The 20,436-nt window shown below is 65.2% G+C and carries 20 protein-coding genes and 2 tRNA genes; 10 read left to right on the top strand and 12 right to left on the bottom strand.

Annotation, left to right across the window (positions count from 1 at the left end; genetic code table 11):
- Positions 1-72 precede the first annotated feature (72 nt).
- The 4 genes from ttcA to rpmH all read right to left on the bottom strand — a co-directional run bounded on the left by ttcA (position 73) and on the right by rpmH (position 1,927).
- Positions 73-954 (bottom strand): tRNA 2-thiocytidine(32) synthetase TtcA, encoded by an 882-nt coding sequence (gene ttcA, locus AC2TZ7_RS07975; RefSeq protein WP_078539799.1) that lies wholly within the window; start codon positions 952-954, stop codon positions 73-75.
- Entirely contained in the window at positions 947-1,237 is a 291-nt protein-coding gene (gene yidD / locus AC2TZ7_RS07980; protein ID WP_489866513.1) for a membrane protein insertion efficiency factor YidD, read from the bottom strand. The genes ttcA and yidD overlap by 8 nt, the downstream gene beginning before the upstream one ends.
- Positions 1,234-1,662, bottom strand: a complete 429-nt coding sequence (gene rnpA, locus AC2TZ7_RS07985) for a ribonuclease P protein component (RefSeq protein WP_098410283.1) — start codon at positions 1,660-1,662, stop codon at positions 1,234-1,236. The genes yidD and rnpA overlap by 4 nt, the downstream gene beginning before the upstream one ends.
- A gap of 130 nt (positions 1,663-1,792) precedes the next feature.
- Positions 1,793-1,927 carry a 50S ribosomal protein L34 gene (rpmH, locus tag AC2TZ7_RS07990; protein WP_075776231.1) on the bottom strand — a complete coding sequence of 45 codons (135 nt, stop codon included), beginning with the start codon at positions 1,925-1,927 and terminating at the stop codon, positions 1,793-1,795.
- A 306-nt stretch (positions 1,928-2,233) separates the two neighbouring features.
- Here rpmH and AC2TZ7_RS07995 point away from each other — a divergent pair, with 306 nt between their 5' ends.
- On the top strand, positions 2,234-3,658 hold the full coding sequence (locus AC2TZ7_RS07995) for a sensor histidine kinase (RefSeq protein WP_489866514.1): 1,425 nt from the start codon (positions 2,234-2,236) through the stop codon (positions 3,656-3,658).
- A 146-nt stretch (positions 3,659-3,804) separates the two neighbouring features.
- Positions 3,805-3,881 (top strand) — tRNA-Arg (locus AC2TZ7_RS08000).
- Positions 3,882-4,290: 409 nt separating this feature from the next.
- Here the strand turns inward: AC2TZ7_RS08000 and AC2TZ7_RS08005 are convergent.
- A tRNA-Ala gene (locus AC2TZ7_RS08005) sits at positions 4,291-4,366 on the bottom strand.
- Between the two features lie 246 nt (positions 4,367-4,612).
- Entirely contained in the window at positions 4,613-4,939 is a 327-nt protein-coding gene (locus tag AC2TZ7_RS08010) for an FYDLN acid domain-containing protein (RefSeq protein WP_098410285.1), read from the bottom strand.
- A gap of 143 nt (positions 4,940-5,082) precedes the next feature.
- Between AC2TZ7_RS08010 and AC2TZ7_RS08015 the strand changes: the two genes are divergently transcribed.
- The 5 genes from AC2TZ7_RS08015 to AC2TZ7_RS08035 all read left to right on the top strand — a co-directional run bounded on the left by AC2TZ7_RS08015 (position 5,083) and on the right by AC2TZ7_RS08035 (position 8,002).
- Positions 5,083-5,778, top strand: coding sequence for a M48 family metallopeptidase (locus AC2TZ7_RS08015; RefSeq protein ID WP_098410286.1), 696 nt, complete (start codon positions 5,083-5,085; stop codon positions 5,776-5,778).
- 31 nt (positions 5,779-5,809) lie between these two features.
- A complete protein-coding gene (locus AC2TZ7_RS08020; protein WP_489866515.1) occupies positions 5,810-6,466 on the top strand; it encodes a GntR family transcriptional regulator in 657 nt (218 codons plus the stop codon).
- A 182-nt stretch (positions 6,467-6,648) separates the two neighbouring features.
- Complete coding sequence (rpmB, locus tag AC2TZ7_RS08025; RefSeq protein ID WP_098410287.1) at positions 6,649-6,936, top strand: 50S ribosomal protein L28; 288 nt, start codon at positions 6,649-6,651, stop codon at positions 6,934-6,936.
- A 112-nt stretch (positions 6,937-7,048) separates the two neighbouring features.
- The gene (locus AC2TZ7_RS08030; RefSeq protein WP_274962756.1) at positions 7,049-7,402 is read left to right on the top strand and encodes a hypothetical protein; all 354 of its coding nucleotides are present in this window, start codon (positions 7,049-7,051) and stop codon (positions 7,400-7,402) included.
- Positions 7,403-7,441: 39 nt separating this feature from the next.
- On the top strand, positions 7,442-8,002 hold the full coding sequence (locus tag AC2TZ7_RS08035) for a copper chaperone PCu(A)C (protein ID WP_489866516.1): 561 nt from the start codon (positions 7,442-7,444) through the stop codon (positions 8,000-8,002).
- A 22-nt stretch (positions 8,003-8,024) separates the two neighbouring features.
- On the opposite strand, the gene meaB is transcribed toward AC2TZ7_RS08035, so the two are convergent.
- Complete coding sequence (gene meaB / locus AC2TZ7_RS08040; RefSeq protein WP_078539792.1) at positions 8,025-9,011, bottom strand: methylmalonyl Co-A mutase-associated GTPase MeaB; 987 nt, start codon at positions 9,009-9,011, stop codon at positions 8,025-8,027.
- Between the two features lie 130 nt (positions 9,012-9,141).
- On the opposite strand from meaB, the gene AC2TZ7_RS08045 reads away from it, so the two are divergent.
- The 3 genes from AC2TZ7_RS08045 to AC2TZ7_RS08055 all read left to right on the top strand — a co-directional run bounded on the left by AC2TZ7_RS08045 (position 9,142) and on the right by AC2TZ7_RS08055 (position 12,928).
- A complete protein-coding gene (locus AC2TZ7_RS08045; RefSeq protein ID WP_489866517.1) occupies positions 9,142-9,894 on the top strand; it encodes a DUF3108 domain-containing protein in 753 nt (250 codons plus the stop codon).
- Positions 9,866-12,352, top strand: a complete 2,487-nt coding sequence (gene hrpB, locus AC2TZ7_RS08050) for an ATP-dependent helicase HrpB (RefSeq protein ID WP_489866518.1) — start codon at positions 9,866-9,868, stop codon at positions 12,350-12,352. The genes AC2TZ7_RS08045 and hrpB overlap by 29 nt, the downstream gene beginning before the upstream one ends.
- 72 nt (positions 12,353-12,424) lie before the next feature.
- Positions 12,425-12,928 carry an acyl-CoA thioesterase gene (locus AC2TZ7_RS08055; protein WP_489866519.1) on the top strand — a complete coding sequence of 168 codons (504 nt, stop codon included), beginning with the start codon at positions 12,425-12,427 and terminating at the stop codon, positions 12,926-12,928.
- Here AC2TZ7_RS08055 and AC2TZ7_RS08060 read toward each other — a convergent pair.
- The 5 genes from AC2TZ7_RS08060 to AC2TZ7_RS08080 all read right to left on the bottom strand — a co-directional run bounded on the left by AC2TZ7_RS08060 (position 12,913) and on the right by AC2TZ7_RS08080 (position 20,035).
- Positions 12,913-13,431: a hypothetical protein gene (locus AC2TZ7_RS08060; protein WP_489866520.1), complete on the bottom strand. Its 519-nt coding sequence runs from the start codon at positions 13,429-13,431 to the stop codon at positions 12,913-12,915. The two genes, AC2TZ7_RS08055 and AC2TZ7_RS08060, sit on opposite strands and share 16 nt — an antisense overlap.
- Before the next feature lie 167 nt (positions 13,432-13,598).
- Positions 13,599-14,987 carry a dihydrolipoyl dehydrogenase gene (gene lpdA / locus AC2TZ7_RS08065; RefSeq protein WP_078599512.1) on the bottom strand — a complete coding sequence of 463 codons (1,389 nt, stop codon included), beginning with the start codon at positions 14,985-14,987 and terminating at the stop codon, positions 13,599-13,601.
- 49 nt (positions 14,988-15,036) lie between these two features.
- The gene (locus AC2TZ7_RS08070; protein ID WP_489866521.1) at positions 15,037-15,429 is read right to left on the bottom strand and encodes an MAPEG family protein; all 393 of its coding nucleotides are present in this window, start codon (positions 15,427-15,429) and stop codon (positions 15,037-15,039) included.
- A gap of 111 nt (positions 15,430-15,540) precedes the next feature.
- Complete coding sequence (gene odhB / locus AC2TZ7_RS08075) at positions 15,541-17,073, bottom strand: 2-oxoglutarate dehydrogenase complex dihydrolipoyllysine-residue succinyltransferase (protein WP_098410295.1); 1,533 nt, start codon at positions 17,071-17,073, stop codon at positions 15,541-15,543.
- Positions 17,074-17,077: 4 nt separating this feature from the next.
- The gene (locus AC2TZ7_RS08080) at positions 17,078-20,035 is read right to left on the bottom strand and encodes a 2-oxoglutarate dehydrogenase E1 component (RefSeq protein ID WP_489866522.1); all 2,958 of its coding nucleotides are present in this window, start codon (positions 20,033-20,035) and stop codon (positions 17,078-17,080) included.
- Between the last annotated feature and the right edge of the window lie 401 nt (positions 20,036-20,436).

Here is a 20,436-nt window from a genome sequence, read left to right on the forward strand (position 1 = left end):
CCCCGTGGCACATGCGGGCCCCTCAAGGCCCCCCTTCGCCAGCAAGGCTAGACGTCAATGGTGTTCAGCCGGTTAATCGCGCTCGCGCAAAACCGGGACGTTTTCGTTAAAATCCGCTTCACCCTCCGCGCGGCGCTCAAGCCCCGCGAAATCGAAGATCGAGGGGTCGCACAGATGCGAGGGGCGTGCGTTCATCAGCGCCTTGAACATCTTGTTGCGGCGGCCGGGGGCGTTCTTCTCCCAGCCGTCGAGCATCATCTTCACCTGCTGGCGCTGCAGCCCGTCCTGAGAGCCGCAGAGGTCGCAGGGGATGATCGGATAGTCCATCGCGCGGGCGAATTTCTCGCAGTCGGCCTCTGAGACGAAGGCGAGCGGGCGATAGACGAAGAGATCGCCTTCCTCGTTCAGCAGTTTCGGCGGCATCGTCGCGAGGCGCGAGCCGTGGAACAGGTTCATGAAGAAGGTCTCGAGGATGTCGTCGCGGTGATGGCCCAGCACGACTGCCGAGCAGCCTTCCTCGCGCGCGATCCGGTAGAGGTTGCCGCGCCGCAGCCGCGAGCACAGCGCGCAATAGGTGCGGCCCTGAGGGACCTTGTCCATCACGATCGAATAGGTGTCCTGATATTCGATCCGATGCGGAACCCCCATCTTCTCGAGGAATTCCGGCAGCACGGTCGCGGGGAACCCCGGCTGACCCTGATCGAGATTGCAGGCCAGCAACTCCACCGGCAGCAGTCCGCGCCACTGCAGCTCGTGCAGCACGGCCAGAAGCGTATAGCTGTCCTTGCCGCCCGAGAGGCAGACCAGCCAGCGTTGTCCGCGTTCGATCATCCCGTATTTCTCGATCGCCTCGCGGGTCTCGCGCACGATCCGTTTGCGCAGCTTCTTGAACTCGGTGGTCGAGGGCGCGCCTGCGAAAAGCGGATGGATCGGGCTGTCTTCGTCGTCAAGCATCTGGAGTGTCCTTCGCGTCATGCGCATGGGCGCAACGATGGGCGGCGTCATAATCTGGATCGGCCCCGGGGACCGGGTCATAGCCGTGCCCGCCCCATGGGTGGCAGCTCAGGAGCCGCTTCCCGGCCAGCCAGCCACCCTTCACCGCACCATGCCGTTCGAGCGCTTCGAGCGCGTAGGACGAGCAGGTCGGCTGATAGCGGCAGCCATGCCCCATCCAGGGGCTCAGCAGCAAGCGATAGGCATGAACCGGCAGGGCGAGGATTCGGGCGAGGGGGCTCATTTGCGTTTGCTCCCCTTGGGTTTGCGCGGGCGCGGCGGGGTGATCGGCAAATCGTGAATGACCGTGAGCACGGTCTCGAATTCGGCCAGCATGGCGGCGAAATCGCGGGTGGCGGTCGCCTCGGGGCGCCCGACCAGAACATAGTCCCAGCCCGGCCGACCCGCCTTGGGCAGAACCTGCCGTGCGATCTCGCGCAGGCGGCGTTTGGCGCGATTGCGCGCCACCGCATTGCCGAGCTTCTTCGAGCAGGTGAAGCCCACGCGGATCAGATCGGGGGCGACGGGTTCGCCCTCGCGGCGTTTGCGCGCCTGCAGCAGGAAGCCGGGCATCCCCTTACGCTGCGCCGAGGCCGCTTTCAGGAAATCCGCCCGCTGCCGCAGAACCGCGGTCGGGCGAGTCGGATCATCTGAGCGTATGGCGGCCATCAGGGGACCTCCGGCGAATAAACGGCGCGCAAAATAGCGAAGCCGCCGGTCTTTTCACCGATCCGACCCGAGGGCCCGACCTGCGAAAAGCATCCGGCGGCGTCAAAAGCCAGTCGCGGCTGTGACGGCCTTAAGCCGACAGACGCTTACGGCCCTTCGCGCGACGGGCGTTGAGAACCCGGCGTCCACCCTTCGTGGCCATACGGCTGCGGAAGCCGTGGCGACGGGCGCGAACGAGGTTCGACGGCTGGAACGTGCGTTTCATCGTTTTCACTCCGGTTCGGGCCCCAGAAACAGGATTCGAGGCCAGATAGCATTTCGAAGCCCGGTCTTTAGTGGCCTCTCCCCAGCAAGTCAATTCGCGAAAGCGGGTTTTTTCGGGCTTTTCCGGTCGCTTCGCACGGATCGTGACCGCTCACGGGGTTTTGCCTTCTGCGCGAGCCGCCTATCTTGTGCGCAAAGCGCGGCTGACGCCGGGGACGGCATCCTTGCATCCCGACCAGCGGTGCATCAAGAGTGACATTGAAGGGGACGGGCCGACCCTGTGGGGCGGCCCTGCGTTTGATAGGCGATGAAAGTGAACACTCTTTCAGGACGTTTTCTGATCCTGACCACGGTTTTCGTGGTGCTCGCCGAGGCGTTGATCCTTTTGCCGGGTTTGGCGAATTTTCGCGAAGACTATCTTCTAACGCGACTTGAGCGCGCGCAGATCGCCTCGCTTGCTCTTCTGACCACCGACACCACTATCGCGCCCGATCTGGAAAAAGAGCTTCTGTCCAATGCGGGCGTCTTCAACGTGGTGCTGCGCAGAGACGCGGCGCGGCAGCTGGTGCTGTCCTCGCCGATTCCCTCTCCGGTGACCGAAACCTACGACCTGCGCGATTCGACCGAATGGACGCGGATTCGCGACGCGGTCCACGCGCTCTTCGATTCCGGGGATCGCGTGATCCGGGTGCTGGGTCAGCCGGTGCAGAAGGGCGGTATCGTGATCGAGGTGACGCTCGCGACCGAGCCGATGCGGATCGCGATGGTGGAATACGGGCTGCGGCTGCTGTCGATCTCGGCGGTCTTCTCCGTGATCACCGCCGTTTTGCTGTTCCTTCTCGTGCGCCGCCTGATGGTCGTGCCGATCAAGCGGCTGGTCGCGCATATGTCTTCTTATGCGGACGCGCCCGAGGATGCGCGGCGCATCATAACCCCGCAGGCCAGCGTCGAGGAGCTGCGCGTGGCGGAAGAGGCGCTGGCCTCGATGCAACAGCAGCTCACCGCGTCGCTGCGCCAGAAGGAGCGTCTCGCGCAGCTCGGGCAGGCGGTCGCCAAGATCAGCCACGACCTGCGCAACATCCTGACCACGGCGCAGCTCTTCGCCGACCGGATGGAAAGCTCCGACGATCCCGGCGTGAAGCGCGCGGCGCCCAAGCTGACCGGCTCGATCGAGCGCGCGATCAATCTGTGCGAAACGACGCTCGCCTTCGGCAAGGCCAAGGAGCCGCCGCCGACGTTGTCGCGCTTCATGTTCGGCGAGCTGGCGCAGGAGGTTCTGGAGAACGAAGAACATCCGAGCGAAGGCCCGCTCGTCGATTTCGTCACCGACATGTCGCCGAATCTGGTGATCCGCGCCGACCGCGAGCAGCTCTACCGCGTGCTCAACAACCTCGTGCGCAACGCCCGTCAGGCGATCGAGGCGACCGGCCAGAGCGGCACGGTGGAGATCGGCGCAGGCGAGAATGCCGAAGGCTGGTGGATTCGCGTTCAAGATAGCGGCCCCGGCCTGCCGGAGACCGCGCGCGAACACCTCTTCAAGCCCTTCACCGGCGGCACCCGTGCGGGCGGCACGGGCCTTGGCCTCGCCATTGCCGCAGAGTTGATTCGTGGCCATGGCGGGCGTCTGGACCTGGTTCGGACCGATGGCAACGGCACCGAGTTCCGCATCTTCCTGCCCTCGGATATCGCGCTGGATTGCGCCTCCGAGAAGGGCGCGGGCGCAATTTCCTGAGCCTGCGCGGGGTTACGTTCCGCACGGAGCGTGCCCATCCGGGAGGCTGCCGCGAGGGCATCCGGAAATTTTGACGGTTTTCCAAAATTGCCTCGAATTTGCTCTTGCATCGCTCCGACGTGGCCGTTACATCGCCCCACATAAGCGGACCCGTAGCTCAGCTGGATAGAGCACTTGACTACGAATCAAGGGGTCGGGCGTTCGAATCGTCCCGGGTCCGCCATTTTCCCCTCCTGTTGAAAACCAATGCCTCGCAGGCCATGCCTGTCGTTCGCACTGTTGTCTGCTGCGGTCTGCGCGCTCTCTCGATCCTGCATGTTGAGCTGTGGGCTCTCGGGCGTCCTTGGGCGTGCCTCATCGGGCAGGCTCTCGCTGCGCGGCGAGAGAGGCTCCGGGCCGCGCATGGGTTGGGGTGCCGCGGAGATGTTTAAAGGGTGGCTACGGGCGCTGATCGACGCTCTGCGTCCTCTCCGGGCGGGATCCAAAGGCAATACGCTTGGAGGCCCCCTCAGGCCCCTCTCGCGCGTCTGTCGGAAGCGGCGTGCGGTTCAGCTATTTGCAGAGAAACGAACCCTCGGAAATGCGAAACCCCGCCACGAGGGGCGGGGTTTTCGACGTCGCGAAGTTTGTATTGGTGGAGCCAAGGGGAGTCGAACCCCTGACCTCTTGAATGCCATTCAAGCGCTCTCCCAACTGAGCTATGGCCCCACCGGAGGTCCAGCGGGTAGCCCCGCTGTGTGGGGAGGCGTATAGGCAAAGCGCCGCGGCGGCGCAAGAGGAATTTCGCCCCGAACCGCGCGAAAATTTCGTCTCTCTCGCCTTCCCGAACGTCAGTCATCATCTGCACCCGGAAACGGGGCGCGAGGCTGCATGCCGGGGCAGGGCGCCGGGCCAAAGAAAAAGGCGCCACGGTTTCCCGTAGCGCCTTATTCGTAGTCCGAGCGGCCCAGCCGATCAGTTGTCTTCCTTGTCCTCGGTGCTGACATCCGCGATGTCATCGAGCGAGACATTGTCGTCATCGTCGTCGTCGTCGAGCAGATCGTCGTCGAGATCCACGTCACCGTCATCGGTGTCGAGATCGTCATCTTCGAGACTGACGCCATCCTCTTTCTGAGACGACGTCTTGTCGGTCGTAAGCGTACGACCGCTGCCCGAGGTCAGAGCCTCGAGGGTAAAGGTGTTGTTGCAGACCGGGCAGGTCATCGGGTCGTTATTCAGGTCGTAAAAGCGGCTCGCGCAATGCGGGCACAGACGCTTGACGCCCCATTCCTCTTTCGGCATGGAATTCTCCTGCGCACTTAATCCAGCAGAGTCGCAGCCACCTGCCACATGCCGGGCAGGGTGTCAAAGCCTTTTCGTGCCTTTTCTGGCCGGGCTGCGACCCGCAGGCCGCCTCTCGCTGTCGAACCTTTCGGAGAAAACTTCTGTCCCGCACGCCCCCCATTCCGGAACTGCCTGAGGTGGAGTTGGTTCTGCGCCGCTCCGGGCGTGCGCGCAGGTTCTCGTTGCGGGTGTCGCGGGTGGACGGCCGGGTGGCGCTCACGATCCCGCGGGGTGCGTCCGAGCGCGAGGCTTTGGCATTCGCGCGCTCGCAGACCGAATGGCTGCGCAAGACCCTCGGGGCGATTCCGCCCGCGCAGGCGGTGCGATTCGGGCAAGGCATCCCGTTCGAGGGGCAGATGCTGACATTGGAGCCCGCACGGCTGCGCAGCCCGAAGATCGACGGCGCGCGGCTCTTGGTGCCCGAAGATCCCGCGCGTCTGGGCGTGCGGGTCGAGACCTTTTTCAAACACGCGGCCCGGCTGCGGCTGCACGCGGCCAGCACGCGCTATGCCTCCGAGATCGGGCGCGACTTCGCCAAGATCACGATTCGCGATACGCGCTCGCGCTGGGGCTCGTGCAGCTCCACCGGGGCGCTCTCCTATAGCTGGCGGCTGATCATGGCGCCGCCGGAGGTGCTCGACTACGTCGCGGCCCATGAGGTCGCGCATCTCGAGGAGATGAATCACTCGCCCGCCTTCTGGCGCGTCGTCGAGGCCCTCCGCCCGAGCTTCAAGACAGAGCGCGCCTGGCTCAAGCGCGAAGGCTCTGCACTGCATGCGATCCGGTTTCGAGATTGACCCCGGCTGCTAACGTGATCACAAAAAGCGCATGACCACGATTTCCACACGCCCCATCGAGACCGCCGCCCATGATCGGCTTTACCGCGCATTGCGTCAGCAGATCATGGTGGGGGAGTTGCTGCCGGGCACTGCGCTGACGCTGCGCGGCTTGGGCAAGCAATACGGTGTCTCCATGACCCCCGCGCGCGAGGCGCTGCGGCGGCTGGTGGCGGAAGGGGCGCTGACGCTGTCGAGTTCGGGCCGCGTCGCCACGCCGGAACTGTCGAACGAACGGATCGAGGAGCTGGCGGCGCTGCGCGCACTGATCGAGCCCGAGCTGTCGGCCCGCGCCCTGCCGCGCGCCCACCTCGCGCTGATCGACCGTCTCGGCGCGATCAACGTCGCCAATGCCGAGGTCGTCGCGAAACAGGATGCGGTCGGCTACATCCGCACCAATCTCGAATTCCACCGCACGCTCTATCTGCGCGCGCAGGCGCCCGCGATGCTCGCGGTGATCGAAACCGTCTGGCTGCAGCTGGGGCCGACGATGCGCGCGGTCTACACCAAGCTGCAGCGCAACGAGCCGCCGCGTCACCACCGGATGATTCTTTCCGCTCTGCGCGCGGGCGACGAACCGGCTTTGCGATTGGCCGTGCGCACCGATGTGACCCAGGGTTTGCGCCACCTGGCCCAGCGTGGCTGGTAAAACCGCTCCTTAAGCGATGTGTGAGGGGCATAAAAACGGCTTGGGCGACTTGACGCGAGACGCCATTGCCCGTATTCCGCGCCAACAGATTTTCGGGCGCTGCCGGGCGGCGCCTTTTCATGTTGGGGCCGGGCGCGCGATTCGCGTAACTTCGGCCAGGTAAGAAACGAAGGAAGAATGCCATGTCGCGCGTTTGCGAACTGACCGGCAAGGGCCCCACGACGGGCAACAAAGTGAGCCACGCGAACAACAAGTCGCGTCGTCGCTTCCTGCCGAACCTGAACGATGTCTCCCTGATCTCGGACACCCTGGGCCAGAGCTTCAAGCTGCGCGTTTCCGCAGCCGGCCTGCGCTCGGTTGACCACCGCGGCGGTCTCGACGCGTTCCTCGCCAAGGCGAAGGATGCGGACCTGTCGGTGAACGCTCTGAAGATCAAGAAAGCGATCGCGAAAGCTCAGGCAGCCGCCTGATCCTTTCCGGATCCACGGTTTCGAAAACCCCGCGCTTCGGCGCGGGGTTTTTGCTTATGCGGTTCGATCTGCCGTATTTCCCTCCCTGCGTCGTCACGCTAGTGTGAGCGCCATGTGGAGGACGCGCTTCAAGCTGCCAATCGGGATCGCCGCGGCGCTCATGCTGGCCATGACCAGCATGACGATGGCGGTCGCACGCGGGCAGGCGCGCGTCGCGGGCGAGGTGGTGCTCTGCACCGGCTATGGCGTGACCACGGTCAGCGTCGATGCCGAGGGCAACCCGACCGGCCCCGCCCATATCTGCCCCGACATGGTGCTGGCGATGATGGCCGCCGTCGCACTCGCGCCGGCTCTGCCGACACCGCCGAAGGGCGAGGGGCGCAGCGTCGAGACGGTCGAGCCCGAGACCGCGCAGGCGCAGGCCGTCGTGGTGCCGCGCGCCCGCGGGCCACCCGTGCCCGTCTGACCCCAAGCTTTCAGACGAACACACCCACAGGAGACGCACATGATCCGCAAATACCTGATGAGCGCGGCCCTGATCGCCGCGGCTCTCCCCGCCTTCGCCGCCGAGCCGATTCAGATCCTCGACCCTTACGTCCGGGTCTCCACGCCGATGTCGAAGTCGGCGGCGGCCTTCATGGAGATCAAAAACATCTCCGATCTCGACGATCGCCTTCTCTCGGTCAGTTCGAACGTCGCCGCGCGCGTCGAATTGCACACCCACAAGCAAGGCCCGAATGGCGAGATGCAGATGCTTGAGGTCAAAGAAGGCTTCGAGATCCCCGCGAAGGGTGAGCATGTCCTGCAGCGCGGCGGCGATCACGTCATGTTCATGGGGCTGGTTCAGCCGCTCCATCAGGGGGACATGGTCACGCTCAACCTGCGCTTCGAGAAGACGGGGCTGATGGTCGTGGACATCCCGGTCGATCTGAACCGCGATCAGCCCGTCGCGCCGTCGCAGGACACCGCGCCGGTTGCCGATCCCCAGATTTCGCATGACGCTATAACCCACGGGGAGCCCGAACATACCGAGCCCACGATGGACAAGAAAGAAAGCGATATGTGATCTGGGCCGGGCAGGGCGGCGCTCAGCCGCCCAGCTGCTCCAGCATCTCGGCCGCAGCCGCAGAGGCCGCGCTTTCGCCGCTGGCCACGGCATCGCCCAGCTCGCGCATCTTCGCGCGGATCTCCGGGTCCTGGCGCAACCGCGCAAGAAGCCCCTCGCGCACCTCGGCCTCGAACCAGTGGCGCGCCTGCTCCGCCCGGCGCTGATCGAAATGCCCGTTCGCGCGCCGCCACTCGGCCAGCGCGGTCATCTCGTCCCAGGCCTTCTCCAGCCCGTTCTCTTCCATCGCCGAGACCGGCAGCGCCTTGGGGAACCCCTCTGGGTCCTGAGGCCGCTTGCGCAGCAGGCGCAGCGCACCGGCGTAATCCGAAACCGTCCGCATCGCCGCCGGTTTCAGATCGCCATCGGCCTTGTTCACCAGGATCAGGTCCGCCATCTCCATGATGCCGCGCTTGACGCCCTGCAGCTCGTCGCCGCCAGCCGGGGCCATCAGCAGCACGAACAGGTCCACCATCTCGGCCACGAGCGTCTCGGACTGGCCGACGCCCACGGTCTCGATCAGCACCACGTCGAAGCCCGCCGCCTCGCACAGAGACACCGCCTCGCGGGTGCGCCGGGCGACGCCGCCGAGATGCGCCTGTGAGGGCGAGGGGCGGATGAAGGCGTTCGGATCGCGCGAAAGCCGCTCCATCCGGGTCTTGTCGCCGAGGATCGAGCCGCCTGAGCGTGCCGAGGAGGGATCGACCGCCAGCACGGCGACCTTCAGCCCCTTCGCGGTCAGCATCATCCCGAAGGCTTCGATGAAGGTCGATTTGCCTACGCCCGGCGTGCCCGAAAGCCCAATGCGCAGCGCCTGACGCCCTTCGCCCGCCAGCGTATCCAAGAGTTCGACCGCCTGCGCGCGATGCTCGGCCCGGCCCGATTCCACCAGCGTGATCGCGCGGGCCAAGGCGCGGCGATCGGAGGCCAGAATGCGCGGAGCGAGGTCGGCGGGGCTTTGTTTGGTCATCGGCAGGCTTTCGCTGATTTTGGGTATTCGTGTCAAAAATGACATCAGACGTGAAGACTTAACGGTTACTTGCCTGCACCCTGCGACCTATGTCCAGAGCCAATGGGAAATTCCTGACACGAGGATGCCAATGACATCTCTTTCGAACCGTTCGACGCGCCCCGTGGCCGCCGCGCTTGCAGCGGCGCTGGTGATCGCGCCCTTGGGCGTCGCGCCTGCGCGCGCCGATCAAAGCGACAAGATCGTCTTCGACGTGGTGCTCAAAGGCATCCGCGCGGGCGAGCTGGCGATCAACGGCAAGATCACCGATGGGGCCTATGGCGCGAATGGCGTGTTGCAGACGGCGGGCCTCGTGGGGCTGCTGCGCAAGATCAAGTTCTCGGCCAGCGTCTCGGGGCTTCATGACGGCCAGAATTTCACCCCGATGAAATATTCCGAGGTCGACGACGCGCCGGGGCGCAAATCCAAGCACCAGATCATCTACAATAACGGCACGCCCGTTTCCGTCAGCCAGCAGCCACCGCGCAAGCCCAAACCCCGCGATGTCGATCCCGCGAAACAGGGCGGCACGGTCGATCCGCTGACCGCGCTCTATGCTGTGCTGCGCGATGTGCCACGCGACGAGGCCTGCAAGCTCGACGTGAAAATGTATGACGGCGCACGGCGCTCTCAGGTGCGCCTCTTCGATCCGAAACCGGATGGCAAAGATCTCGTCTGTTCGGGGGAATATCGCCGCCTCGAAGGGTTCTCGGAAAAGGACATGAAGGAAAAGAGCCGCTTCGCCTTCACCCTCTATTACGAGCCAAGCCCGAAGGGCGGTTTGCAGGTCGACCGGATCGAGACCGATACGATCTATGGAAAAGGCCGTCTCACTCGGCAATAAGGGGCGGGTGAACACAGACCGCTTTTCTCTTCCGATCGACGTGGTGCTGCCCGATCTGCGGGCGGCGCTGTCTGCGCATGGTCGCGCGGTGCTGATGGCGCCGCCCGGCGCGGGCAAGACGACCCGCGTGCCGCTGGCGCTACTGGATCAGATCGAGGGCCGCATCGTCATGCTCGAGCCGCGCCGTCTGGCCGCGCGCGCCGCCGCCGAACGTATGGCGGACACCTTGGGCGAAAAGGTCGGCGAGACGGTCGGCTACCGCATCCGGGGCGAGGCGAAGGTCTCGAAAGCCACCCGGATCGAAGTGGTGACCGAAGGCATCCTGACCCGCGTGCTGCAATCAGACCCGGAGCTGACCGGCATCGGCTGCGTGATCTTCGACGAATTCCACGAACGCTCGCTCAATGCCGATCTGGGGCTGGCGCTGGCATGGGAGGTGCGCGGCGCGCTGCGCCCCGATCTGGCGCTGGTGGTGATGTCGGCCACGCTCGATGCCGAGCCGGTGGCGCAGCTTCTGGACGCGGCCCCCATCGTGGTCTCCGAGGGCCGGGCCTATCCGGTGGAGACGCGGTGGCTGGATCGTCCGGTCGACAGTTCGATGCGGTTCGAGGCCGCGATGGCCGGGCTGATTGCCGAGGCCGCCGAGGCGACTGACGGCAGCCTGCTGACCTTCCTGCCGGGCGAGGGTGAGATTCGCAGCGTCGAAGCTCTGCTGAAGGGCCGCTTGGCACCCGATATCGCGATCCGCCCGCTGTTCGGCGCGATGGAATTTTCAGCCCAACGTGCCGCCATCGCGCCCGCGCCGTCGGGCCGGAAACTGGTGCTGGCCACCGCCATCGCCGAGACCTCTCTGACCATCGAAGACATCCGCGTCGTCATCGACGGCGGCCGCGCCCGCCGCGCGCGCTTCGACCCGAGCTCGGGCATGGCCCGGCTGGTGACAGAGCCCGTCTCGCGCGCCGAGGCCGAGCAGCGCCGGGGCCGCGCGGGTCGCGTGGCGGAAGGCATCTGCTACCGGCTCTGGACCAAGGGCGCGGAAGGCGCGCTGCCCGCCTTCGCCCCGCCCGAGATCGAGGTGGCCGACCTCACCGGCCTCGCGCTGGAGCTTGCGCTCTGGGGCACCGAAGGCGGCGATCTGGCTTTCCTGACCCCGCCGCCCGCGCCCGCAATGGTGGAGGCGCGCGCTCTGCTGGAGGAGCTCGGCGCGCTGAAATCGGGTCTGATTACCGAGCACGGGCGCAAGCTTGCCAAACTGCCGCTGCATCCGCGCCTCGGGCATATGCTGTTGACCGCGGGCCCCGAGGCTGCCCCCCTTGCCGCCCTTCTGGCCGAACGCGATCCGCTGCGCGGGGCGCCCGCCGATCTGACCCTGCGCCTCAGCGCCATTCGCGACCCGAAGCGCTTCGAGTCGAACCACCCCTACACGCCCCATCGCGGCACGATCGAGCGTATCCGCTCCGAGGCGAAACGACTGGCCCGCCTCGCCCCCGAGACGCCCGAGACCTATTCGCCCGCCGAGCAACTCGCGCTCGCCTATCCCGACCGTGTGGGCCTGCGCCGCAAGGGCGATGCGCCGCGCTACGTGCTGTCGGGCGGCAAGGGGGCGGTGGTGGCCGAGGGTGATCCGCTGGGCGCGCAACGCCTGATCGTGGTGAGCGATCTCGACGGCGATCCGCGCGAGGCGAAAGTGCGCCAAGGCATCGCGATCTCCGAGGCCGAGATCCGCCGCCTCTTCGCCGATCAGATCGCGTGGCACGATGTCTGCGACTGGTCCAAGCGCGAGGGCCGGGTGGTCGCGCGCAAGCACGAACGGTTCGGCGCGCTGGTGCTGGACGATCGCGTCTGGAAAGACGCCCCGCGTGAGGCATTGGCGCGCGGCGCACTGGCCGGGCTGCGCCAGATCGGGCTACCGATGACGCCCGCCGCGCGCCGCCTTCAGGCGCGGGTGGAGCTGTTGCGCGGGCAGGGGGCCGATCTTCCCGATTTCTCGGATGAGGGGCTGTTGGAGAGGGCCGAGGACTGGCTGCTGCCCTATCTCGGCAAGGCCCGGACCGAGGTCGATCTGCGCAAGCTGGACCTGACCGATCCGCTGCGCGCCGCCCTCGACTGGGAGCAGATGCAACTGGTGGACCGTTTGGCTCCTGCGCATTTCGAGACCCCTCTGGGCCGTCGTGTGCCCATCGATTACGCGGGCGAGGCGCCGGGGATCGAGATCCGCCTGCAGGAGATGTTCGGCGTCACCGCCCATCCCACGGTCGGCCCGAAACGCCTGCCGCTCAGGATCACGCTGCTGTCGCCCGGCCACAAACCCATTCAGGTGACGATGGATTTGCCGGGTTTCTGGGAAGGCTCCTACGCCGATGTGCGCAAGGATATGCGCGGGCGCTACCCCAAGCACCCGTGGCCGGAAGACCCGCGCGAGGCCGATCCGACCCTGCGCGCCAAGCCTCGCAAATAGCTGCGCTCTTTTGACCGCGTTGACCGCGCGCGGCGCATTCGCGCATATGGCGCGAGGTAACGAGGGAAGAACATGACCGAAACGCTGAGCTTCGAGGACCGCAAGCGCCTCGTGATGACCGTGCTGATGACGCCCGATCAGGCGAATTTCTCCGGCAAGGTGCATGGCGGCGCGCTGCTGAACTGGCTCGACCGGGTCGCGTTCTCGCTCGCCTCGCGCTACTCGCAGCGCTACGCGGTGACGCTGTCGGTCGATCAGGTGACCTTTCAGCAGCCGATCAATGTGGGCGAGCTGGTCACCTTCCGCGCCAGCGTGAACCACACGGGCCGGACCTCGATGGAGATCGGCATCCGCGTCGAGGCCGAGAACATCACAGCCGGCACGCGGCGGCACACCAATAGCTGCTATTTCACCATGGTCGCGGTGGATGACGACGGCAAACCCGCCGCGGTTCCGAAGCTGGAGCCGGAGACGGCAGAGGAACGCCACCGCTGGCGCGCAGCCGAACTGCGCCGCGAACTGCGCCGGGAATTCGCCGCCAAGATGGACGCGGCGGCGGATCACGGCGAGGGATGAGTGTTCGGAGGTAGGTGAAGCGACAGACGCAGGCCTCCCGCGCCGAACTGGATCATTGAGACGCCCCACCGTTCGGGCGAGAGCCGCTCTCCTTTCATCCATCCAATCGCAACGTCTCCGACCGGAGCCATGTCGTCGCTTTCCGGCAGCCCGACGAGCTTCGGAATCCTTTCGCGCAACTGCAGGATCAGGTTCTGAACATGCGCATCATCAAGCGGCGCGAAGCTATCCGAAATCGAGCAAGCCCCCTTATCGGCGAGCAGGGAGAGATGGCTTTTCGGATCGACGTATTCATGGTGCTCGGTCGTCATGGGGGCATCGATCAGGCCTGAGATATCGGCGCTTTCGCCTGTCAGCATCGGAAGGCAACGCTCCTCGAACATGCCGAGCATGGCGTGCGCCGGATCGTAAACGGTACGCGCATAGCCGTCTCGCAGGAGGTAGCCGACGGGCAGGCCGATCGCGATGGAGAGCGCCAGGTTGACGAAAAATCTGCGGGTCATTCGGAAAATGGAGCAATGAGATAAAGCCCGGGAAGGTTAGCAGCCCCCGAAGGCTAAGCAAGTGCGCGCGACAGGCGAGGAGCTTCAGCGGATCTCATCGATAGCTCTCAAACAAAAAAAGGCGCCCCGCGGGGCGCCCTTTCGCATTTCTCTCGGACCTTGGCCGATCAGGCGTGGATCGCGCCGTCGCCGCAGGCGAGCGCCGCTTCGCGCACGGCTTCGGAGAAGGTCGGGTGGGCGTGGCAGGTCAGCGCCACGTCCTGCGCCGAGGCACCGAATTCCATCGCCACGCAGATCTCGTGGATCAGGTCGCCCGCGCCGGGGCCGATGATGTGGCAGCCGAGGATGCGGTCGGTTTCCTTGTCGGCGATCAGCTTCACGAAGCCGTCCGACTGGAACACCGCCTTGGCGCGGCCATTGCCCATGAAGGAGAACTTGCCGACCTTGTAGGCGCGACCGTCCTGCTTGAGCGCCTCTTCGGTCTGGCCCACCGAGGCGACTTCCGGGGTGGTGTAGATCACGCTCGGGATCACGTCGTAGTTTACGTGGCCATGCTTGCCCGCGATGACTTCGGCAACGGCCATGCCTTCGTCCTCGGCCTTGTGGGCGAGCATCGGGCCGGTGACCGCATCGCCGATCGCGTAGATGCCCTTCGCGGAGGTCTGCCAATGCGCGTCGGTCTTCACCTGACCGCGCGGCAGCATCTCGACGCCCACGCCTTCAAGGCCCAGACCATCGGTATAGGGCTTGCGGCCGGTCGCGACGAGAACGGTCTCGGCTTCGATCGAGGCGTTGCTCTCATCCTTGCGCAGCTGGTAGTTCACCGTGGCCTTGCCGTTCTTCACGTCGACGCCCTGCACGGCGGCGCCCATGACGAATTTCAGGCCCTGCTTGGACAGGATTTTCTGGAAGTTCTTGGAGACCTCGCCATCCATGCCGGGGGTGATCGCGTCGAGATATTCCACGACGGTCACATCCGCGCCGAGACGGGCATAGACCGAGCCCATTTCCAGACCGATGACGCCCGCGCCGATGACGACCATCGACTTCGGGATCTTGTTGAGCGACAGCGCGCCGGTCGAGGTCACGACGGTTTTCTCGTCGATCTCGATGCCCGGCAGCGAGGAGGGCTCGGAGCCGGTGGCGATCACGATCGACTTGGCGTTATGGACGTCCTCGCCCACTTTCACCTTGCCGGCTTCCGGAATCGAACCCCAGCCCTTGAGCCAGTCGATCTTGTTCTTCTTGAACAGGAACTCGATGCCCTTGGTGTTGCCGTCGATGACTTCCTGCTTGTAGGTCAGCATCTGCTTCCAGTCGACCGACGGCGATTTGCCCTTCAGGCCCATCTTGGCGAAGTTGTGCTCGGCTTCGTGCAGCTGATGCGTGGCATGCAGCAGCGCCTTGGAGGGGATGCAGCCCACATTGAGGCAGGTGCCGCCGAGGCTGTCGCGGCCTTCGACACAGGCGGTTTTCAGGCCCAGCTGGGCGCAGCGGATGGCGCAGACATAGCCGCCCGGGCCGCCGCCGATCACGATCACATCATAGTCAGCCATTGTTCTTGCTCCTTGGGTTGGGGCGCGAGGGAGGCCTCGCGCCGGGAGGTCAGATCAGCGCGGCAATCGCCAGCGCCAGAATTGCGAAAAACGAAACGCTCCAGATATAGGAGCGCCACGGCACCCAGCCTTGCAGGTAGGCGGGAATGTAGAGGATGCGCGCTGCGAGGAAGATCCAGGCCAGCGCGGTGGTCAGCGCGGTCGTCTGCCCGGTGAGCCCCACGACCAGCGCGACGGGGGCGAAGAGGATCAGCCCCTCGAAGGAGTTGTTCATCGCGCGTTGCAGCCGGCCAAGCAGGGTCGAGATCTGCGGCGGCGTCTTGTCGCGCGGGGAGAGCGGGTAGCGCGGGCCCAGCTCGGTATTGGCCTTGATCGAATAGCCGACCATCAGCCCCAGATGGAGCAGAACGGCGAGGATCAGGACGGTGAGTTCGGGGGTCATTCGGTCGCTCCCGGCGGAGAGGGCGGACCGGAGGGCTGTCTGCCCCCCGGACCCCCCGAGGATATTTGGCAAGAGCGAAGGGGCGGGGCCGCCGCCTTCGTCCTAAGTCGCTTACAGATCCATCAGCAGACGGCGCGGGTCTTCCAGCGCTTCCTTGACGCGCACGAGGAAGGTCACGGCGCCTTTGCCGTCGACGATGCGGTGGTCGTAGCTCAGTGCGAGATACATCATCGGCTTGATGACGATCTGGCCGTTCTCGACCATCGGACGTTCCTGGATCTTGTGCATGCCGAGGATACCCGATTGCGGCGGGTTGAGGATCGGCGAGGACATCAGCGAGCCATAGACGCCGCCGTTCGAGATGGTGAACGAACCGCCCTGCATCTCGGCCATCGAGAGCTTGCCGTCACGGGCGCGGGTGCCCATCTCGGCGATCGTCTTCTCGATCGAAGCGAAGCTCATCTGATCGGCATCGCGCACGACCGGCACGACGAGGCCGTTCGGGGTGCCCACGGCCACGCCCATGTGGACGTAGTTCTTGTAGACGACCTCGTTGCCGTCGATCTCGGCGTTGACTTCCGGGACCTCTTTGAGCGCGTGGCAGCAGGCCTTCACGAAGAAGGACATGAAGCCGAGCTTCACGCCGTGCTTCTTGTTGAACAGGTCCTTGTACTCGTTGCGCAGGTTCATCACGCCCGACATGTCCACCTCGTTATAGGTGGTCAGCATCGCGGCGGTGTTCTGCGAGTCCTTGAGGCGTTTGGCGATGGTCGCACGCAGGCGGGTCATCTTCACGCGCTCTTCGCGCGATGCGTCATCGGCGTTGACCGGGCCGCGCGGCGCCTGCGAGGGCGTCGAGGCGACGGAAACCGACGCCTGCTTCGGCGCGCTTTCGGCCTTGGCCACGTCTTCCTTCATGATCCGGCCATCCTTGCCCGAACCCTGAACGGAGGCCGGGTCGATGCCCTTCTCGGCCATCAGCTTTTTGGCGGAGGGCGCATCCTCGACATCCTTGCCGCCCTTGCCGCTGGCGGCGGGGGCTTCGGATTTGGCCTCTTCCTTCGCGGGGGCGCTGGCGGAGGCGCCACCGCTTTCGCCTTCGGCGATCACGGCGAGCTTGGCCGAGGCATCGACGGTCGCGCCTTCTTCGGCGACGATCTCCTTGAGAACGCCAGCCGCGGGAGACGGCACTTCGACGGAGACCTTGTCGGTTTCCAGCTCGCAGAGCATCTCGTCGGCCGCGACCGTGTCGCCGACCTTCTTGAACCACGTCGACACAGTTGCCTCGGTGACCGATTCACCAAGGCTGGGCACCATCACGTCGGTCATTTTTCCCTCGTTCGATTGGGGCTGTTGGGCGGGTTTTTCCGCCGGTTTGTCATCTTTCTTCGGCGCGGGGCTGGCGCCAGCCTCTTCGATCGTCGCGAGCAGCGCATCGACGCCGACGGTCTCGCCCTCGGCGGCCACGATCTCGCCGAGCGTGCCGGCCGCAGGGCTCGGCACTTCGACGGTCACCTTGTCGGTTTCGAGCTCGCAGAGCATCTCATCGGCGGCCACCGTGTCGCCGGGCTTCTTGAACCAGGTGGCGACGGTAGCTTCCGTGACGCTCTCGCCGAGCGTGGGAACGCGGACTTCAGTGGACATCTATTCAACCCTCCAGTGCATCGTTGACGAGCGCGTCCTGCTCGGCCTTGTGGCGGCTTGCCAGACCCGTCGCGGGCGAGGCGGAAGCTGCACGGCCTGCATAGCGCGCACGGGCATGTTTCGCGTCGATCTTGGCGAGGACCCATTCGATATAGGGCTCGACGAAGAACCAAGCGCCTTGGTTTTTCGGCTCCTCTTGGCACCAGACGATCTCGGCATTCTTGAAGCGGGTCAGCTCTTTGGTGACCGCCTGCGCGGGGAACGGGTAGAACTGTTCCAGACGCAGCAGGTAGACATCGTCCAGCCCGCGTTCGTCGCGCTGTGCGAGCAGGTCGTAATAGACCTTGCCCGAGCACATAACGACGCGCTTGATCTTGTCGTCGGACTTCAGCTCCAGATCCGAATTGCCGTGCTGGGCGTCGTCCCACAGCACGCGGTGGAAGCTGGACCCGGTGGTGAAGTCTTCCGTGGTCGAGACCGCCTTGGGGTGACGCAGAAGCGATTTCGGCGTCATCAGGATCAGCGGCTTGCGGAAGTCGCGGTGGATCTGGCGGCGCAGGATGTGGAAGTAGTTCGCCGGCGTCGTGCAGTTCGCGACGATCCAGTTATCTTCCGCCGACAGCTGCAGGAAACGCTCCAGACGGGCCGAGCTGTGCTCGGGGCCCTGACCTTCGAAACCGTGCGGCAGCAGGCAGACGAGGCCCGACATACGCAGCCATTTCCGTTCGCCCGAGTTGATGAACTGGTCGAACATGATCTGCGCGCCGTTGGCGAAATCGCCGAACTGCGCTTCCCAGAGCGTCAGCGCCTTCGGTTCCGCCAGCGAGTAGCCATATTCGAACCCGAGCACCGCGTATTCGCTGAGCATCGAGTCGATCACCTCGTAGCGGGCCTGACCCTCGCGGATGTTGTTCAGCGGGTAGTAGCGGTCTTCGTTGTCCTGATTGACCAGCGCCGAGTGGCGCTGCGAGAAGGTGCCGCGGGTGGCATCCTGACCCGACAGGCGGACCGGGTAGCCCTCGGTCAGAAGCGAGCCGAAGGCCAGTGCCTCGGCGGTCGCCCAGTCGAAGCCCTTGCCGGTCTCGAGCATCTGCTTCTTGTTGTCGAGCAGACGCCCGACCGTCTTGTGCAGCGCGAATTTCTCGGGCGCGGTCACGAGCGCCTTGCCGACCTCTTCGAAGGTCTCGGGCGCGATCGCGGTGGTGCCGCGCTCGTATTCGCTCTTTTCCTGCTCCATGCCGGACCAGCGACCGTCGAGCCAGTCCGCCTTGTTCGGCTTGAAGACCTTGCCGGCCTCGAACTCCTCGTTGAGATGCGACTGGAACGAGGCTTTCATATCCTCGATCTCGCCCTCGGGGATCAGGCCGTCCGCAACGAGACGCTCGGTGTAGAGCTGCAGCGTGGTTTTGTGGGTCTTGATCGACTTGTACATCACCGGGTTGGTGAACATCGGCTCGTCGCCTTCGTTGTGACCGAAGCGGCGGTAGCAGAAGATGTCGATGACCACGTCCTTGTGGAACTTCTGGCGGAACTCGGTCGCGACGCGGGCTGCGTGCACGACGGCTTCCGGATCGTCGCCGTTCACGTGGAAGATCGGGGCTTCCACCATCAGCGCGAGATCGGTCGGGTAGGGCGAGGTGCGCGAGAAGTGCGGCGCGGTCGTGAAGCCGATCTGGTTGTTCACGACGAGGTGGATCGTGCCGCCCGTACGGTGGCCGCGAATGCCCGAGAGCTGGAAGCACTCGGCCACGACGCCCTGACCGGCGAAGGCCGCGTCACCGTGCAGCAGCACCGAGACGACCTTGGAGCGGTCCGAACGGTCGGCCAGCTGATCTTGCTTGGCGCGGACCTTGCCGAGTGCGACCGGGTTCACCGCCTCGAGGTGCGAGGGGTTCGCGGTCAGCGACAGGTGGACCTTGTTGCCGTCGAACTCGCGGTCGGCGGACGCGCCGAGGTGGTATTTCACATCGCCGGAGCCGTCCACGTCCTCGGGCTTGAACGAGCCGCCCTGGAATTCGTGGAAGATCGCGCGGTAGGGCTTTTGCAGCACGTTGGCGAGGACCGAGAGGCGACCGCGGTGGGGCATGCCGACCACGACCTCTTGCAGGCCGAGCTGACCGCCCCGCTTGATGATCTGCTCCATCGCGGGGATCAGCGCTTCGCCACCGTCGAGGCCGAACCGCTTGGTGCCCATGTATTTGACGTGCAGGAACTTCTCGAACCCTTCCGCCTCGACGAGCTTGTTGAGGATCGCGCGGCGACCGGTCTTGGTGAAGGTGATTTCCTTGCCGTAGCCTTCGATGCGCTCTTTCAGCCAGGCCGATTGCTCGGGATCGGAGATGTGCATGTATTGCAGCGCGAAGGTGCCGCAATAGGTGCGCTTCACGATATCCATGATCTGGCGCATCGAGGCGATCTCGAGGCCGAGCACGTTGTCGATGAAGATCGGGCGATCCATGTCGGCATCGGTGAAGCCGTAGCTCTTCGGATCGAGCTCCGGATGCTGGCCGGTGTCGCGCATGTTCAGCGGGTCGAGATCGGCGGCGAGGTGGCCACGGATACGGTAGGCGCGGATGATCATCAGCGCGCGGATCGAATCCAGCACGGCGCGTTTGACCGCGGCCTCATCGACCGGAACGCCAGCCTCGGCGGCCTTCTTCTTGATCTTGTCGCCAGCGGCCTTGCCCTCGGCAGGGGCGGCGGGCCATTCGCCGGTCAGCGCGGCGGTCAGGTCGTCGGCGGCCACCGGCGGCCAGTCGCGACGCTCCCAGCTTGCGCCTTCGGCGGATTTCTTCACGTCCTGATCGGGATCACCGAGCGAGGCGAAGAAGGCAGCCCATGCGGTATCGACCGAAGACGGGTCTTCGGCGAACTTGGCGTAGAGCTGCTCGACATATTCGGCATTCGCGCCTTGCAGGAACTGCGAGGCATTGAACTGGTCGTTGGGGGATTGGTCGGTCATTTTCCTCACCTTCGGTCGGTGAAACAGGGATCTGTGGAACTCGAACGTTTATCAGCGGCCCATTGAACGGTTGGTTAAACGCTGGGCGCGCGTGGTGGCGGGGTCGCGCGGCGCGCAGAGGCTCTCGCGACGGATACGGGGGTGGAACGGGACATGATGTAGGGTCCTTTCCTTCGCGCGCGGGGCCATCACGGATACTCCGAAACCGGCACCAGTCGTCCCGGGCATATTGCCTTCTGGGTCAATGATGTAGGTGCTGATGTCAGGACTTCCATGCAGGGCAGGGATGCGCGCGGACTGCATTGCGGCCGATGAGCGGATGGCCGCGACCGGAACGAGCCCGCGAGGGGCGGAATTTCCGGTGCGTTCGGAGGCGAGCCATGCATCGCTCGCGACGCGCT

This window comes from Thioclava sp. ISO4 (assembly GCF_058105145.1).

What these genes read in the sequence shown, in the direction of transcription:
- rpmH (WP_075776231.1), bottom strand. Translation starts at nt 1,927, where the DNA reads ATGAAACGCACGTTCCAGCCGTCGAACCTCGTTCGCGCCCGTCGCCAC.
- AC2TZ7_RS08060 (WP_489866520.1), bottom strand. Translation starts at nt 13,431, where the DNA reads ATGACCCGCAGATTTTTCGTCAACCTGGCGCTCTCCATCGCGATCGGC.
- AC2TZ7_RS08035 (WP_489866516.1), top strand. Translation starts at nt 7,442, where the DNA reads ATGATCCGCAAATACCTGATGAGCGCGGCCCTGATCGCCGCGGCTCTC.
- AC2TZ7_RS08070 (WP_489866521.1), bottom strand. Translation starts at nt 15,429, where the DNA reads ATGACCCCCGAACTCACCGTCCTGATCCTCGCCGTTCTGCTCCATCTG.
- rpmB (WP_098410287.1), top strand. Translation starts at nt 6,649, where the DNA reads ATGTCGCGCGTTTGCGAACTGACCGGCAAGGGCCCCACGACGGGCAAC.
- AC2TZ7_RS08010 (WP_098410285.1), bottom strand. Translation starts at nt 4,939, where the DNA reads ATGCCGAAAGAGGAATGGGGCGTCAAGCGTCTGTGCCCGCATTGCGCG.
- AC2TZ7_RS08080 (WP_489866522.1), bottom strand. Translation starts at nt 20,035, where the DNA reads ATGACCGACCAATCCCCCAACGACCAGTTCAATGCCTCGCAGTTCCTG.
- yidD (WP_489866513.1), bottom strand. Translation starts at nt 1,237, where the DNA reads ATGAGCCCCCTCGCCCGAATCCTCGCCCTGCCGGTTCATGCCTATCGC.
- lpdA (WP_078599512.1), bottom strand. Translation starts at nt 14,987, where the DNA reads ATGGCTGACTATGATGTGATCGTGATCGGCGGCGGCCCGGGCGGCTAT.
- AC2TZ7_RS08045 (WP_489866517.1), top strand. Translation starts at nt 9,142, where the DNA reads ATGACATCTCTTTCGAACCGTTCGACGCGCCCCGTGGCCGCCGCGCTT.
- AC2TZ7_RS08020 (WP_489866515.1), top strand. Translation starts at nt 5,810, where the DNA reads ATGACCACGATTTCCACACGCCCCATCGAGACCGCCGCCCATGATCGG.
- odhB (WP_098410295.1), bottom strand. Translation starts at nt 17,073, where the DNA reads ATGTCCACTGAAGTCCGCGTTCCCACGCTCGGCGAGAGCGTCACGGAA.
- AC2TZ7_RS08055 (WP_489866519.1), top strand. Translation starts at nt 12,425, where the DNA reads ATGACCGAAACGCTGAGCTTCGAGGACCGCAAGCGCCTCGTGATGACC.
- hrpB (WP_489866518.1), top strand. Translation starts at nt 9,866, where the DNA reads ATGGAAAAGGCCGTCTCACTCGGCAATAAGGGGCGGGTGAACACAGAC.
- meaB (WP_078539792.1), bottom strand. Translation starts at nt 9,011, where the DNA reads ATGACCAAACAAAGCCCCGCCGACCTCGCTCCGCGCATTCTGGCCTCC.
- ttcA (WP_078539799.1), bottom strand. Translation starts at nt 954, where the DNA reads ATGCTTGACGACGAAGACAGCCCGATCCATCCGCTTTTCGCAGGCGCG.
- rnpA (WP_098410283.1), bottom strand. Translation starts at nt 1,662, where the DNA reads ATGGCCGCCATACGCTCAGATGATCCGACTCGCCCGACCGCGGTTCTG.
- AC2TZ7_RS08030 (WP_274962756.1), top strand. Translation starts at nt 7,049, where the DNA reads ATGTGGAGGACGCGCTTCAAGCTGCCAATCGGGATCGCCGCGGCGCTC.
- AC2TZ7_RS07995 (WP_489866514.1), top strand. Translation starts at nt 2,234, where the DNA reads ATGAAAGTGAACACTCTTTCAGGACGTTTTCTGATCCTGACCACGGTT.